Origin of the sequence: Maritalea sp., from assembly GCF_047634455.1 — a bacterium.
In the GTDB taxonomy this organism is placed as follows: domain Bacteria; phylum Pseudomonadota; class Alphaproteobacteria; order Rhizobiales; family Devosiaceae; genus Maritalea.
In genome coordinates, this window is the sequence record NZ_JBLIAI010000012.1 from 1 (window position 1) to 14,372 (window position 14,372).

12 protein-coding genes are annotated in these 14,372 nt (G+C 50.5%); 2 read left to right on the top strand and 10 right to left on the bottom strand.

The window, feature by feature from the left end; all coding sequences use genetic code 11:
* Together ACJAZW_RS05235 and ACJAZW_RS05240 are read left to right on the top strand one after the other, a co-directional pair.
* Positions 1-896: TraB/GumN family protein (locus tag ACJAZW_RS05235; protein WP_415155823.1), on the top strand; the 896-nt coding region annotated here is incomplete at its 5' end.
* Positions 897-918: 22 nt separating this feature from the next.
* Positions 919-1,545 (top strand): class I SAM-dependent methyltransferase, encoded by a 627-nt coding sequence (locus ACJAZW_RS05240; RefSeq protein WP_415155824.1) that lies wholly within the window; start codon positions 919-921, stop codon positions 1,543-1,545.
* A gap of 14 nt (positions 1,546-1,559) precedes the next feature.
* On the opposite strand, the gene ACJAZW_RS05245 is transcribed toward ACJAZW_RS05240, so the two are convergent.
* The 10 genes from ACJAZW_RS05245 to ACJAZW_RS05290 form a co-directional block, all read right to left on the bottom strand.
* Positions 1,560-2,558, bottom strand: coding sequence for a threonine/serine dehydratase (locus tag ACJAZW_RS05245; RefSeq protein ID WP_415155825.1), 999 nt, complete (start codon positions 2,556-2,558; stop codon positions 1,560-1,562).
* Between the two features lie 78 nt (positions 2,559-2,636).
* Positions 2,637-4,040: a dihydrolipoyl dehydrogenase gene (gene lpdA / locus ACJAZW_RS05250; RefSeq protein ID WP_415155826.1), complete on the bottom strand. Its 1,404-nt coding sequence runs from the start codon at positions 4,038-4,040 to the stop codon at positions 2,637-2,639.
* Between the two features lie 115 nt (positions 4,041-4,155).
* Complete coding sequence (gene odhB, locus ACJAZW_RS05255; protein ID WP_415155827.1) at positions 4,156-5,715, bottom strand: 2-oxoglutarate dehydrogenase complex dihydrolipoyllysine-residue succinyltransferase; 1,560 nt, start codon at positions 5,713-5,715, stop codon at positions 4,156-4,158.
* Between the two features lie 35 nt (positions 5,716-5,750).
* Positions 5,751-8,732, bottom strand: coding sequence for a 2-oxoglutarate dehydrogenase E1 component (locus ACJAZW_RS05260; RefSeq protein ID WP_415155828.1), 2,982 nt, complete (start codon positions 8,730-8,732; stop codon positions 5,751-5,753).
* A 159-nt stretch (positions 8,733-8,891) separates the two neighbouring features.
* Complete coding sequence (gene sucD, locus ACJAZW_RS05265; RefSeq protein WP_415155829.1) at positions 8,892-9,797, bottom strand: succinate--CoA ligase subunit alpha; 906 nt, start codon at positions 9,795-9,797, stop codon at positions 8,892-8,894.
* Positions 9,798-9,800: 3 nt separating this feature from the next.
* A complete protein-coding gene (gene sucC / locus ACJAZW_RS05270) occupies positions 9,801-10,997 on the bottom strand; it encodes an ADP-forming succinate--CoA ligase subunit beta (protein WP_415155830.1) in 1,197 nt (398 codons plus the stop codon).
* Positions 10,998-11,044: 47 nt separating this feature from the next.
* Complete coding sequence (mdh, locus tag ACJAZW_RS05275; protein WP_415155831.1) at positions 11,045-12,007, bottom strand: malate dehydrogenase; 963 nt, start codon at positions 12,005-12,007, stop codon at positions 11,045-11,047.
* Between the two features lie 136 nt (positions 12,008-12,143).
* Positions 12,144-13,313, bottom strand: a complete 1,170-nt coding sequence (zapE, locus tag ACJAZW_RS05280) for a cell division protein ZapE (RefSeq protein WP_415155832.1) — start codon at positions 13,311-13,313, stop codon at positions 12,144-12,146.
* Positions 13,313-13,954: an AprI/Inh family metalloprotease inhibitor gene (locus ACJAZW_RS05285; RefSeq protein WP_415155833.1), complete on the bottom strand. Its 642-nt coding sequence runs from the start codon at positions 13,952-13,954 to the stop codon at positions 13,313-13,315. The genes zapE and ACJAZW_RS05285 overlap by 1 nt, the downstream gene beginning before the upstream one ends.
* Positions 13,955-14,125: 171 nt before the next feature.
* Complete coding sequence (locus ACJAZW_RS05290; protein WP_415155834.1) at positions 14,126-14,353, bottom strand: hypothetical protein; 228 nt, start codon at positions 14,351-14,353, stop codon at positions 14,126-14,128.
* Between the last annotated feature and the right edge of the window lie 19 nt (positions 14,354-14,372).

Here is a 14,372-nt window from a genome sequence, read left to right on the forward strand (position 1 = left end):
CTTTTGCCAACATCAAAGCGCAAGCAGATGCGACACTGAACAGCCGTGGACTATTTTGGAAAATCAGCCATGAAGATGATGAACATGTGTCTTGGCTTTTTGGCACGATGCACAAATCTGATGAGCGCATCCTGAATTTGCCAAGGAATGTGCAAGCGGCATTGGACGCAGCCCAAACATTCGTGGGTGAGTTGGATGGGTCCAAGACCGCTTACGAAATGGGTCTCATCATGAGCGAAACGCCTGAATTGATGTTCCAGCCCGAGGGCCAAAACCTCAGCGATAATCTGAGCGACGAAACGGTTGCTCAAGTCGATAAATTGCTCAATGAGCGTGGCATGGACTTTGATCAACTCGACCCCCTGCAACCCTGGCTTAGCGCCTCAATGCTTGCCTCGACTTTGTGTGATGTCGAAATGGATCTCGCCGACACAAATTTCCTCGACGTCGCGATGGAGAATACAGCTCGCGCGGCGGGCAAAGCCATTGTCGGCTTGGAAACGGTGCGCCAACAAATCAACGCCATTGGCGGTATCGACAAAAGCTTTTTCTACAAGTCGTTGGACGATGCAGCCCAACAACATCGTGACGGGATTTATGACGACCTTTTACAATCAATCACCGAGATTTATCTTGATGAAGAAATTGGCGTGATGCTGCCGTTAATGATGCACTACTCCTACAGCCTCAAAGAGGGTGAGGCGGATATGCGCAGTTTCCAACGTGAATTGCTCGATATCCGTAATCAAGGCATGGTGGAAAAATCCGCTGAACTTATCGATCAAGGCTCAGCCTTCATCGCTGTCGGCGCATTGCACCTGATCGGCGAAACAGGTGTGGTGGAAGGTTTGCGCAATGAAGGCTATACCGTTGAGCGGGTGATGTTGGAGCGGTAACTTCTTAGCAAAGGACAACCTGATGAGCGTTGAACCGCCAGAACTTCGTGAATTGTCGACGCAAACCCAACGGGTCTACGAACGGAATGCGCACAAATGGACTTCTGAGCGTCCCAAAGACCTAGTTGAAAGGCGCTGGTTAGATGGATTTCTCGACCTCGCGCCCAGATATGGCAAGATCCTTGACCTGGGCTGCGGCGCGGGCGACCCGATCGCGCGATATTTCATCGAAAACAACAGAACGACAATCGGCGTTGACGCTTGTGTCGAAATGATAAAACTAGCCCGCAACAATTTCCCAAATGAAGATTGGCGCATTCAAGACATGCGGTCTTTGAACCTACCCGAAAAATTTGCAGGTATAATTGGGTGGAACAGCTTCTTTCACCTCACCAAAGACGAGCAACGCGCGGTTTTGCCTGTGCTTGCAGACTACTTAGTTCCTGATGGGTCACTATTGTTAACTGTAGGACCCGATGACGGAGAGGTCGCAGGTTATGTGTGCGACGACAGCGTCTACCATGCCAGTCTTTCCCCAACCGAGTACCAAAATATTCTTACCGAGAACGGGCTAACAATCAAAGAGTTCGTTCTTGAAGACCCACTATGCTTTGGCATGACATTATTGCTCGCACAAAAATCCCAGTGACTAGCAGCCGAGTGTCAACCCAACAACGCACCCACATGGTCTTGCCCGCGCACAATTTGCTGCGCAAAGGTTGCACTGTCAATATTTGCGCCGCACACCACCAAGCCAACTTTCTTGCCCGCCACGTGCTCGCGCAAGGGGCCAAGTGCGGCCGCTAGGGTTGCGCCAGCTGCGGGTTCAACAGCCAATTTCAACTCTTCTTGAAAAAGCGCCATGCCGCCACAAATCTGATCGTCAGTAACAGTAATAACGTCATCAACAAACACTTGGTTCAGCGCAAAACTATAGGGCAGTGAGTATGGTGGCGCGAGGCTATCGGCAATTGTGTCGATCTTGTCCATCGTCACGGGTTTTTTGGCGTTTCGCGACGTGGACATGGACGCAGCGCCGATGGGTTCCACCCCATAGACTTTGCAGTTCGGATTGATCTGTTTTACCGCACTGGCGACACCCGAAATCAACCCGCCGCCGCCGATTGAAACGATCACCACGTCCAAATCAGCCACATCCTGCATCAGCTCAAGCCCGACGCCCGCAGCGCCAAGCGTCGTGTTTATGCCCTCAAACGGATGTACAAAAGTGCGGCCCTCTTGTTGTTCCAGCCGTTGCACTTCTGCAAAAGCGGCCGCGATATCATCGCAAAGAATAACCTCCGCGCCCTCAGCTTTTGAGCGTTCTATCCGCAAAGGATTTGCTGTTCTGGTCATCACCACTTTGGCCGAAATGCCTGCCTTGCGCGCGGCCCAGCTGGCGGCAATGGCGTGGTTGCCCGCGCTCACGGCGGTTATGCCATTTGCTTTTTGCGCGTCGGTCAATGTGCTGATCACGGAGAGCGCCCCACGCGCCTTAAACGTCCCCGTGTGTTGAAACAGCTCAAGCTTTAAATAGAGGTCGGGTCCAAGCACATCGGTGAGCTTGCGTGATGCCGCTTTGATCGTTGGTGTGCGCAACACTTGGCCCGCAAGTTGGACATAACGCTGTTCGATCTCGTTCAATGTTGGCAGCTTAACCATTCACTCATCCCCGCAAAAAAGAAGCGCCGGAGCGAACCCCGGCACTTTATTTAGATCATCAATTGAGCCTGAGCTCAATTACATATGAATGGTGCCATCGCCACATCCCATCGCCGCTTCGCGCACAGCTTCTGACATGGTTGGATGAGCGTGACATGTGCGGGCCAAATCTTCGGCCGATCCGCCAAATTCCATCAAAACCGCAACTTCGTGGATCAATTCCCCAGCGCCTTTTCCGATGATGTGCGCGCCAAGCACGCGGTCGGTGGCTTTGTCGGCAATGATTTTGACAAATCCATCGGTTGCCAACATCGCTTTGGCGCGCCCGTTTGCGGTGAAATTGAACTTACCGATCTTATATTCAATGCCTGCGTCTTTCACGTCGTCTTCCGTTTGACCAACAGCGGCCACTTCTGGGTTCGTGTAAACAACGCCCGGGATCACTCCGTAGTTCACATGCCCTGCTTGCCCGGCCAAAATCTCAGCCACCGCAACGCCTTCGTCTTCAGCTTTGTGGGCCAACATCGGGCCGACAATCACATCACCAATCGCATATATGCCGTCAATATTTGATTTGTAATGCGCATCCGTTTTTACCCGACCGCGCTCGTCCAATTCAACACCAACGGCTTCAAGTCCAAGACCTTGCGTATAAGGCGTGCGACCGATAGCCACCAGGATCACGTCAGCTTCAATTTCCTCCGCATCGCCGCCAGCGGCAGGCTCAATTGTGGCTTTCAGAACCTCGCCAGAATTATCAACGCCAGTCACCTTAGTGCCAAGTTTAAACTTGAAGCCCTGCTTTTTCAGCGTGCGTTGGAAGTTTTTCGCGATCTCGCTGTCCATGCCCGGCAAAATCCGATCAAGGAACTCAACCACAGTGACTTCAGCGCCCAGACGCGACCAAACAGAACCCAATTCAAGGCCAATAACGCCCGCACCAACAACTAGCAATTTCTTCGGCACTTCAGCCAGTTCCAATGCGCCAGTTGAACTCACCACACGTTTTTCGTCAATTTCAACCCCGCGCAAATTGGCCGAATCTGAACCCGTAGCGATCACAATATTGCTGGTTTCGATGACCTGTTCTGAACCGTCCTCAGCTGTGACTTTGACTTTGCCTGGCGCTTCGATTTTGCCTAGGCCATGAAATGCGGTGATCTTGTTCTTTTTGAGCAAGAACTCAATGCCGGTTGTGTTTGAGCTGACCGTATCGTCTTTGTGCTTGAGCATTGCGCCAAGATCCAGTTGTGGCTCAACCTGAATACCTAATTTCGCAAAAGTGTGATTGGCTTCTTCAAACAATTCCGATGCATGCAACAGCGCTTTTGAAGGGATACAGCCAATATTGAGGCACGTGCCGCCGTGGGTTGCACGTTTTTCAACAACAGCAACCTTTAAGCCCAATTGCGCCGCGCGGATTGCGCCAACATAGCCGCCAGGGCCGGTTCCGATAAAGGTGAGATCAAATTTGTCCGACATAATAGCCTCGTAAAATATTATAAACCCGATTTCATGGCGAATTGATTTCGCCTTATTATGATGGGGAGAGCAATAGGTATGGCGCGCAACAAGTTATGCCGCGCGCCGATTACAACTAGATATCCAAAACCAAACGTTGTGGGTCTTCCAAGCTTTCTTTCAAGCGCACAAGGAACGTTACTGCTTCCTTGCCGTCAACAATCCGGTGATCATATGAAAGTGCCAAATACATCATCGGACGAATAACAATTTCGCCGTTCACAACAACTGGACGCTCTTGAATTTTATGCATGCCCAAAATGCCAGATTGTGGAGCATTCAGAATTGGCGTCGACATCAATGAGCCATAAACACCGCCGTTTGAAATGGTGAATGTGCCGCCCTGCATTTCTGCCATGGACAATTCGCCATCACGTGCTGCCCGGCCCAAACGACCAATTTCCTGCTCAATTTCAGCAATAGACATCTGATCCGCGTCGCGCACCACCGGCACAACCAAGCCCTTGTCGGTGCCAACAGCCACCCCAACATGCGCATAGTTTTTGTAGACCAAATCTGTGCCATCAACCTCAGCATTTACGGCTGGGATTTCTTTGAGTGCATGCACAACCGCTTTGGTGAAAAAGCCCATGAAGCCAAGCTTCACGCCATGCTTTTTCTCGAACAGGTCTTTGTACGCCTTGCGTAAGTCCATAATTGGCTTCATGTCCACTTCGTTAAAAGTGGTCAGCATCGCCGCTGTATTTTGGGCTTCTTTCAAGCGGGTCGCGATTGTTTTGCGCAAACGCGTCATCTTCACCCGCTCTTCACGCGGTGCATCATCAGCATTTGATGGCGCACGAACCGGTGTTGGTGCAGTTTTGGCAACCGCTGTGCTGCCAAAATTGGCGGCCGCTGCAATCACATCTTCTTTCAAGACTTGACCGCGTTTGCCAGAACCTGCAACGCCAGAAGCGTCGATGTTTTTCTCTGCCATCATTTTCGCAGCTGATGGCGCAGGCGGCATTTCTGTACCACCAACTTTGGGAGCAACCGCTGATGCGGCCGCAGGTGCCGCGGCCGCAGGTTCCGGGGCTGGAGCTGAGGCTGGTGATACAGCAACTGCTGCGCTGCCATCACCTGGTTGAATGCGGGCAAGCAATGCGCCAACTTCAACCGTTTCACCACTTTCAGCGGCAACCTCTATCAGTGTGCCGGCAACCGGCGAAGAAACATCCATCGCCGCTTTATCGGTTTCAAGTTCAACAATCGCTTCATCCAGTTCTACCCGGTCGCCGACCTTTTTGAACCATTCGCCAACATCTGCCTCAACAACAGATTCACCTGCAACTGGCACCACAATATCTACTGGCGCTGCATTATTTTTATCATCGCTCGCCATGCTGGCCTCGCTTGTTTCTTGCTCGTTTTGACTTTGTTCAGATGGGGCCGCCACGACGCCATCTGCAATGGCACCAATTAATGCGCCCACTTCAACCGTTTCGCCTTCTGAAAAGCTTATTGCTTCCAGAATACCGCTTGCGGGGGCAGGCACTTCAATTGTCACCTTATCCGTTTCCAGTTCAACCACTGGCTCGTCCGCTATAACGGTGTCGCCAGGCTTGTTGAACCATTGCCCAATCGTGGCTTCTTTCACGCTTTCGCCAAGAGTGGGCACTCTAATTTCAACAGACATTTTGTTTAAAGTTTCCTATCTAAATTCTGTTGTCATCAGTCAGCAAACGCCTCATCCAAGAAGGCTTGCAATTGCGCCAAATGCGTACGCATCAAACCCGTTGCCGTCGATGCAGAAGCTGCGCGACCCACATAACGTGGACGTTCGCCAGCTCGATCCATTTGTTCCAAGACCCATTCAACATAGGGCTGAATGAAGAACCAAGCACCCATATTTTTTGGTTCTTCTTGGCACCAAACCACTTCCGCGTTTTCAAACCTTGAAAGTTCATCATGCAGCGCTTTGGCTGGGAACGGATAAAGCTGCTCAAGCCGCATCAAATAGACATCATCAATGCCGCGTTTTTCGCGGTCTTCAAGCAGATCAAAATAGACTTTGCCCGAACAAAGAATGACGCGACGAATTTTATCATCCGCCTGCAACTTAATGTCAGTGTGGCTATTTGGTGCTTCAGCATCATCCCACAACAAACGGTGGAAGGTGCTATTTGGTCCCAACTCTTCCAAAGTCGATGTGCACCGCTTGTGGCGCAGCAAGCTCTTTGGTGTCATCAACAATAATGGCTTGCGGAAATCACGCTTCAGTTGACGTCGCAAAATATGGAAATAGTTTGCCGGTGTCGTGCAGTTCGCCACTTGCATATTGTCTTCCGCACAAAGCTGCAAATAGCGCTCCATCCGAGCAGACGAGTGTTCGGGGCCTTGGCCCTCATAGCCATGCGGCAACAACAAAACCAAGCCAGACATCCGGAGCCACTTGCGTTCACCAGATGAGATAAATTGGTCGATCAATACCTGCGCGCCATTGACGAAATCACCAAATTGGGCTTCCCAAATGGTCAATGCATTTGGCTCAGTCAATGAATAGCCATATTCAAAGCCAAGTACGGCTTCTTCGGACAACATTGAATTGATCACTTCATATCGAGCTTGGCCCGCACCCACATTGTTAAGGGGCGTGAATTGCGCACCTGTTTCCTGATCATGGATCACCGTGTGGCGTTGCGAAAACGTGCCGCGTTCACAATCTTGACCAGACAAGCGAACCGGATGCCCTTCGTTGACCAACGACCCAAAAGCTAGAGCTTCGGCCAAGGCCCAATCAACGCCCTCGCCTGCATCAATCACTTTGCGGCGATTGTTCATGAAGCGTTTGATGGTTTTGTGCGCGCTAAAGCCTTCAGGCACCTCAGTGATTTTATTGCCAATTGTCAGCAATTCATCAATCTCGACCCCTGAATTGCCACGACGCGCGCCATCTTCGGCCATAGTGAGGTTTTTCCAAGCCCCATCCATCCAGTCTGCTTTGTTTGGCTTATAATCGTCGCCCGCGTCGAACTCACTTTGCAAATGGGCCCGCCAATCATCAACCAAGCGGCTAACTTCATCAGCCGTCAACACACCTTCCGCAACCAAACGATCACCATAAATTTGCAACGTGGTTCTGTGCGCGCGGATCCGTTTATACATTTCAGGCTGTGTAAATGATGGTTCATCACCCTCATTATGCCCAAAACGCCGGTAGCAGAACATATCGATCACAACTGGCTTGTGGAATTTTTGCCTATATTCAATCGCCACTTTCGCCGCAAAGACCACAGCCTCGGGATCATCGCCGTTCACGTGCAACACCGGGGCTTCAATCATCTTGGCCACATCTGTTGGATAGGGTGACGAACGTGAATACATCGGCGCTGTTGTAAAGCCAATTTGGTTGTTGATCACAAAATGGATCGAACCGCCCGTACGGTGCCCCTTAAGACCTGATAGGCCAAAACACTCTGCCACAACACCCTGACCTGCAAACGCTGCATCACCGTGCAAAAGCAATGGCAACACAGAGCTGCGGTCGCTGTTTTTGGGTGCAATGAAAATACCATCTTTGGCATTGTGCTGATCTTGCTTGGCGCGCGCCTTGCCCAACACAACCGGGTTCACGATCTCAAGGTGAGACGGATTAGCGGTCAAAGACAGGTGAACACTATTGTCATCAAACTCCCGGTCAGATGAAGCACCAAGGTGATATTTCACATCCCCAGAGCCTTCCACATCGTCCGGCACGGCGGAACCGCCCTTAAATTCGTTAAACAAAGCACGATGTTGCTTGCCCATCACTTGCGTCAAAACATTCAATCGACCACGATGCGCCATGCCAAGAACAATGTCCCTAACGCCCATCGCGCCGCCACGCTTGATGATTTGTTCAAGCGCTGGGATAAGACTTTCCGCCCCATCCAAACCAAAACGTTTGGTGCCAGTATATTTGACGTCCAAAAACTTTTCAAAGCCATCAGCCTCAATCAGTTTTTTCAAAATCGCGATACGCCCTTCTTTGGTGAAAGCGATTTCTTTGTCTGGCCCTTCAATACGCTCCTGCAGCCAACCCTTTTCGTCTGGGTTGGAAATATGCATAAACTCAATCGCAAAAGTTGAGCAATAAGTGCGTTTCAATATCTCAATCATCTCGGGGATCGTGGCATATTCCAGCCCGAGATAATTATCGATGAAAATCTTTCGGTCGTAATCCGCTGGCGTAAACCCATAACTCGCAGGGTCAAGCTCTGGCGCACTTTCCAGCACCGCCAACCCCAAAGGATCAAGGTCGGCATGCAAATGACCGCGCATCCGATAGGCGCGAATCATCATGATCGAATGAATAGAATCGCGCGTGGCCTGTTGCACGTCTTGCGAACTCAGGTCGCGTCCCGCCGTTTTGGCTTGTTTCTCAACGGCTTTGACCGCGCGCTGCTCGACTTCGCCCCAATCGCCATCTAGCGCGGAAACAAGTTCACCGCCCGCAGCCTTTGGCCAATCTTTGCGCGCCCAAGATGGGCCTTTTGCGCTTTTGATAACATCTAGGGCGTCATCATCCATTGAGCCAAAAAAAGACCGCCATGTTTCGTCAACACTGGCGGGGTCCTCTTGAAAATTAGCATAAAGCTGTTCGATATAGCCCGCATTACCTCCATCAAGGAAGGATGTGAGCAGAAACGCAGAGTTCTGTTCTTGTCGTGTCATGACTTGCCTGGCGAGGAGTGGCCTCGTCGTCCCCTAATCCAAAGACCCTCAACACTTGAGGGATCCAACATATCGGCTAACTGCCGAAAATAGTCATTAAGTATCGCGCGCGAGGCGTTATGTTTTACTTAACGATAACCCGCGCGCGATAAATGCTTTTTAGCCCTTCAAAACCTTAAGAAGGGTTTCACCGATTTTAGCTGGAGAACGAGAGACATTTATGCCCGCCGCTTCCATTGCCGCAATTTTGTCTTCTGCGCCGCCTTTGCCGCCAGAAATAACCGCACCGGCGTGACCCATTGTTCGGCCCGGAGGAGCTGTTAGACCTGCAATGAAGCCAACCATCGGTTTCGAACGGCCTTTTTTAGCTTCATCAATGATAAATTGCGCGGCTTCTTCTTCCGCAGAACCACCAATTTCACCGATCATCACAATCGATTTGGTGTCGTCATCTGCCAAGAACATTTCCAGCATATCGATAAATTCAGTGCCCTTAACCGGGTCACCACCAATGCCAACAGCCGTAGTTTGACCAAGGCCTGCATTTGTAGTTTGGAACACCGCTTCATAGGTCAAAGTACCTGAGCGCGATACGATGCCCACAGAACCCTTTTGGAAAATATTGCCTGGCATAATGCCGATTTTGCATTCTTCAGGGGTCAAAACGCCGGGACAGTTCGGACCGATCAAGCGTGACTTTGATTTCGCCAACGCCGCGTTTACTTTCACCATGTCCATAACGGGCACACCTTCAGTAATACAAACAATCAGTTCAATCTCCGCTTCAATCGCTTCCATAATCGCTGATGCTGCGCCCGCTGGTGGCACATAGATCACAGACGCGTTTGCACCAGTTTGGCCCTTACCTTCAGCAACAGTTGTGAAAATCGGCAACTCAGTGCCATCAAGACCCGAAGTCCACTTTTCGCCGCCCTTTTTGGGGTGCGTGCCACCAACCATTTTGGTGCCGTAATAAGCAAGTGCTTGTTCGGTGTGGAAAGTGCCCGTTTTACCGGTCAGACCCTGAACCAATACTTTTGTGTCTTTATTGATCAAAATTGACATTGGTTATGCCCCCTTCACTGCAGCAACGATTTTTTGTGCAGCATCATCCAGATCATCCGCAGCGATCACATTCAAACCGCTCTCAGCAATCAGTTTCTTGCCTTCAGCAACCTTGGTGCCTTCAAGCCGCACAACAAGCGGCACTTGCAAACCAACTTCTTTAACCGCCGTCAAAACGCCTTCCGCGATCACATCACAGCGCATAATGCCGCCAAAGATGTTCACAAGGATGCCTTTAACGCTGGGGTCAGCCGTGATGATTTTAAACGCAGCAGTCACTTTTTCAGCATTCGCACCGCCACCAACATCTAAGAAGTTCGCAGGCTCTTCGCCGTACAATTTGATGATGTCCATGGTCGACATTGCCAAACCAGCGCCGTTCACCATGCAACCAATGGTGCCGTCCAAAGCGATATAGGCCAGATCATATTTGCTGGCTTCAATTTCTTTTTCGTCTTCTTCGGACAGGTCCCGCAATTCAGCAATGTCCGCGTGGCGGAACATGGCATTATTATCGAAAGAAACTTTCGCATCCAACACCCGCAAGCGACCATCTTTCATGACGATCAATGGGTTGATCTCAAGCAAAGCCATGTCGGTTTCAACGAACGCTTTATAAAGAATTGGGAACAAGTTCATCCCATCTTCTTTAGCAACACCATTAAGTTCAAGCGACGCGCAAATGGTTGCTGCGTCTTTGGCTGTTACACCATGGTCTGGATCAATTGGTAGCGTGTGGATTTTTTCAGGGGTTGCTTCAGCAACAGCTTCAATATCCATCCCGCCTTCCGTTGAGACAACAAAGGCCACGCGGCCAGTTGTCCGGTCAACGAGCAACGACAAATAAAGCTCACGCTCAATGTCAGCACCGTCTTCAATATACAACCGGTTCACTTGCTTACCAGCAGGGCCGGTTTGCTTGGTCACCAATGTGTTGCCGAGCATTTCGTCAACATGGGATTGCATTTCATCCATCGAGAACGCCAACCGTACGCCGCCTTTGGCGTCTTCTGGCAATTCTTTAAACTTGCCTTTACCGCGTCCACCTGCGTGGATTTGGCTTTTAACCACCCACAACGGGCCACCTAGTTCTTCGGCTGCCGCACGGGCTTCTTCTTTAGAAAAAATTGGAATACCTTTGGATACTGGTGCACCAAAGGAGGCCAATAATTTCTTGGCCTGATATTCGTGAATATTCATCGCGTCACTCCACCTTGGTTAGCGATTTTGTTACTTGTTATGCCCAATTACGCCAGTTTAGGCGCGATTTTCTTGCAAGCTTCAACAAGCCCTTGAACCGAGCCAACTGACTTATCAAATTGGCTTTGCTCAGACTTGCTCAATGAAATCTCAACAACTCTTTCAACACCATCGGCGCCAAGTACTACAGGAACACCCACATACATTCCCTTAACACCAAATTCGCCCTTCAAATAAGCCGCACATGGCAGCACGCGTTTTTGGTCTTTCAAATAGCTTTCCGCCATCGCAATCGCAGATGCGGCTGGCGCATAAAATGCAGAACCCGTTTTCAACAGCCCAACAATTTCAGCACCGCCATCACGTGTGCGTTGAACGATCTCTTCCAAACGTTCTTTGGTGATCCAGCCCATTTTGATCAGATCCGTCAGTGGAATACCCGCAACGGAGGAGTAACGTGTAAGCGGCACCATGGTGTCGCCATGTCCGCCCATAACAAATGCTGTTACGTCTTTAATGGAAACATTAAACTCGTCCGCGATAAAGTGCCGGAAACGCGAACTATCCAAAACGCCCGCCATGCCGACAACTTTGTTTGCTGGCAAACCAGAAAAACGCTGTAGCGCCCAAACCATCGCATCAAGCGGGTTGGTGATACAGATCACAAATGCGTCCGGCGCATATTTGGCGATACCCGCACCAACTTGCTCCATGACCTTGAGATTAATCTCTAAAAGGTCATCCCGGCTCATGCCCGGCTTGCGCGGCACACCAGCGGTTACAATCACAACGTCAGCACCAGCAATGTCTTTATATTCGGATGTGCCTTTAAGCTTGCTGTCAAAACCGTCAACGGAAGAAGTTTGCGAAAGATCAAGCGCTTTGCCTTGAGGTACGCCGTCTACAATGTCGAACAATACGACGTCACCAAGTTCCTTTGATGCTGCCAGATGTGCAAGCGTTCCACCAATTTGACCTGCGCCGATCAGCGCAATTTTTTTGCGAGCCATTTGTGAAGTTTCCCTATAGGTAAGGTTGAGTAATTCCTGCCCCTCCTTACCCCCATAGTTTAAGCCGCGCAAGTGACCCGTTCGTCTAACAAGTCAGCAAGTTTGGGGGTTTATGCGGCCTACCGGCCATCAAGACCTATTCGGCTGCATCTTTAAGCGGCGCTGCCAAATAGTCCTTTGACTGCATTTCAATTAGTCTTGAGATGGTGCGTTGAAACTCAAAAGCCGTTTTATCGTCAAGACTTAACCCGTCCAGCGGCGCCTCGAAGGAGGCAACCAATTTCACCCCACGATCATAGAGCGTATCGATCAGCAATATCAGCCTTTTGGCCGCGTCCGAGCGCGCCCGATCGAACCTTGGCACCCCATCAATCACAAACGTATGAAACTGGTGCGACAGGCGCAAATAGTCACGCGCCCCCATTGGCGCTTCGCACAATTCTTTAAACCCGAATCGCGCCGCGCCCATAAAATGATGCTTCGCCACAAAGTCACGTCCCAAAAGATCAACACTTTTTGGAGCAGCTTCGACACCGCCCGAAATGTTGCGCCACGCATTATCCATATCGTTACGGGTTTCATTTTCTGGGCCAAAGAAAAACACCGGCTGGGTTTCCAGCTTTTGTCGGCGATAGTCGGTATCTGAGGCAAGGTTGAGCACATCAGCATGTTCGTGCAACAGATCGATAAACGGCAAGAATAATTGCCGATTTAGTCCGTTTTTATAGAGCTGGTCTGGCACAACGTTCGAAGTGGCCACCATCACAATGCCCGCCTCGAACAGTTTTTCAAACAACCGTTTTAACAACATCGCATCCGTAATGTCATTGACGTGAAATTCGTCAAAACACAACAGTTTCACGTCTTGAATAATTGGTGCCACCACGTAGGGGATCGGATCTCCGACCTTGTCGGCGTCCCCACTTTTGCGAAAGGCCGCAATGCGATTATGCACCTCGTCCATAAATTCATGAAAGTGAACACGTTGCTTGCGTGGCTCCTTCACCGCCTCAAAAAACATGTCCATCAACAATGTTTTGCCGCGTCCAACGGCGCCCCAAACATAAAGGCCTTTGATCACCTCTTGGCGCTTGCCTCTGGACGCAAATTTGGAGAACAAGGACAGCGTCTGTTTTTCAGCATCCAAGCGCGCGCGAACGCCATCCAATGCAGCAACACATTTTGCTTGTTGGTGATCAGGGTGCAGCACACCATCGCCGATCAGAGATTGATAGGTCGCGCCAACGCTGTTCGGTTCGCTGTCAAGATGCACAATTTCTGTATCTGTGTCAGCAAGAACACTCATCAGCCAACCATCGAAATACCTTGGCCGCCCACCATGGTGCCAACGAAACGGTCGCCATTTTGCAGCAAAGCGCCAATCAACTGACCCGCTTCATTATACAGTTGCACTTGATTGCCCGTAAGCTGCCAAGAGCTAACGGCTGCAATTGCTGGAACCGTGCAGCCTGGCGACGAGGCGCGGTAGCGACCGGTCGACCCTTTTGCGGATTGGGTAAGGTTTAAACGACATGTTTGTTGCTCGCTTTGCACCGTCCAAACGCCGAGAAGTTTTAATACCGTCATCGGGCCAGTCAAATCGCGGCCAGCAACATTTGTATTCCCGTCCAAATCGTCAAGCGAAACAAATGACGGATCCATTTCACCAAAAAGGTTTTCTGCGTCGCCATCAATGCGACCATCGGTGAAAGCGGGGTCGCCAGTCGAATTTGATTGCAAATCAGCTTGGGTGATTGACTCACTCCCCACAGGGGGCAAAGCCGACTTGTTCACCGAACCATTATCAACCGGGGTCAATTGCTCTGGCGGTGGGCTGGACTTGGAGGAACGCGATGCAAACGGAGAAGAAGTTGAAGTACAAGCAGAAAGCAGCACCAATGCGCCAATGCTAGCGCCGATCGCCAATTGCTTCACACCAAATTTCATGCCAGATCTCCTTCGGTAGCTTTTCAAGTTTTTAACCATATCCAGAAAACCTTAAAAGCTCTTCAATTGCGCCCCCGCGCCAATAGGTGTCTTGTGCGCCAACGAATGTGGCAAACATACGGCGGCTGTGTTGCGCAAGGGCATAATTCAAACGTTTAGAAGAATAAAGTCCTACTTAGCGACAATGTCCGCCAACAAAGCATGTGCGAGAATTCTGGCGTCCTCCGCCTCGTCTTCTGGCACTTTTATGGAAATTCCCTCCGGGCCGGCCATGCCCCCCATGCCAGACACCCCAATATCGGTGCCTTCAATTGGGTGAAAGCCGTGCCCTTTAAGGGCCGGAATAAGGATGCGCGCATACGCGACATCATCAACTTTTATAATGGTTACAATCGCCAATTTGGCCCATCCAATCCGT

Bases quoted from the DNA above. Each gene is read 5' to 3' on its own strand.
- ACJAZW_RS05240 (WP_415155824.1), top strand. From the start codon at position 919: ATGAGCGTTGAACCGCCAGAACTTCGTGAATTGTCGACGCAAACCCAA.
- ACJAZW_RS05245 (WP_415155825.1), bottom strand. From the start codon at position 2,558: ATGGTTAAGCTGCCAACATTGAACGAGATCGAACAGCGTTATGTCCAA.
- lpdA (WP_415155826.1), bottom strand. From the start codon at position 4,040: ATGTCGGACAAATTTGATCTCACCTTTATCGGAACCGGCCCTGGCGGC.
- odhB (WP_415155827.1), bottom strand. From the start codon at position 5,715: ATGTCTGTTGAAATTAGAGTGCCCACTCTTGGCGAAAGCGTGAAAGAA.
- ACJAZW_RS05260 (WP_415155828.1), bottom strand. From the start codon at position 8,732: ATGACACGACAAGAACAGAACTCTGCGTTTCTGCTCACATCCTTCCTT.
- sucD (WP_415155829.1), bottom strand. From the start codon at position 9,797: ATGTCAATTTTGATCAATAAAGACACAAAAGTATTGGTTCAGGGTCTG.
- sucC (WP_415155830.1), bottom strand. From the start codon at position 10,997: ATGAATATTCACGAATATCAGGCCAAGAAATTATTGGCCTCCTTTGGT.
- mdh (WP_415155831.1), bottom strand. From the start codon at position 12,007: ATGGCTCGCAAAAAAATTGCGCTGATCGGCGCAGGTCAAATTGGTGGA.
- zapE (WP_415155832.1), bottom strand. From the start codon at position 13,313: ATGAGTGTTCTTGCTGACACAGATACAGAAATTGTGCATCTTGACAGC.
- ACJAZW_RS05285 (WP_415155833.1), bottom strand. From the start codon at position 13,954: ATGAAATTTGGTGTGAAGCAATTGGCGATCGGCGCTAGCATTGGCGCA.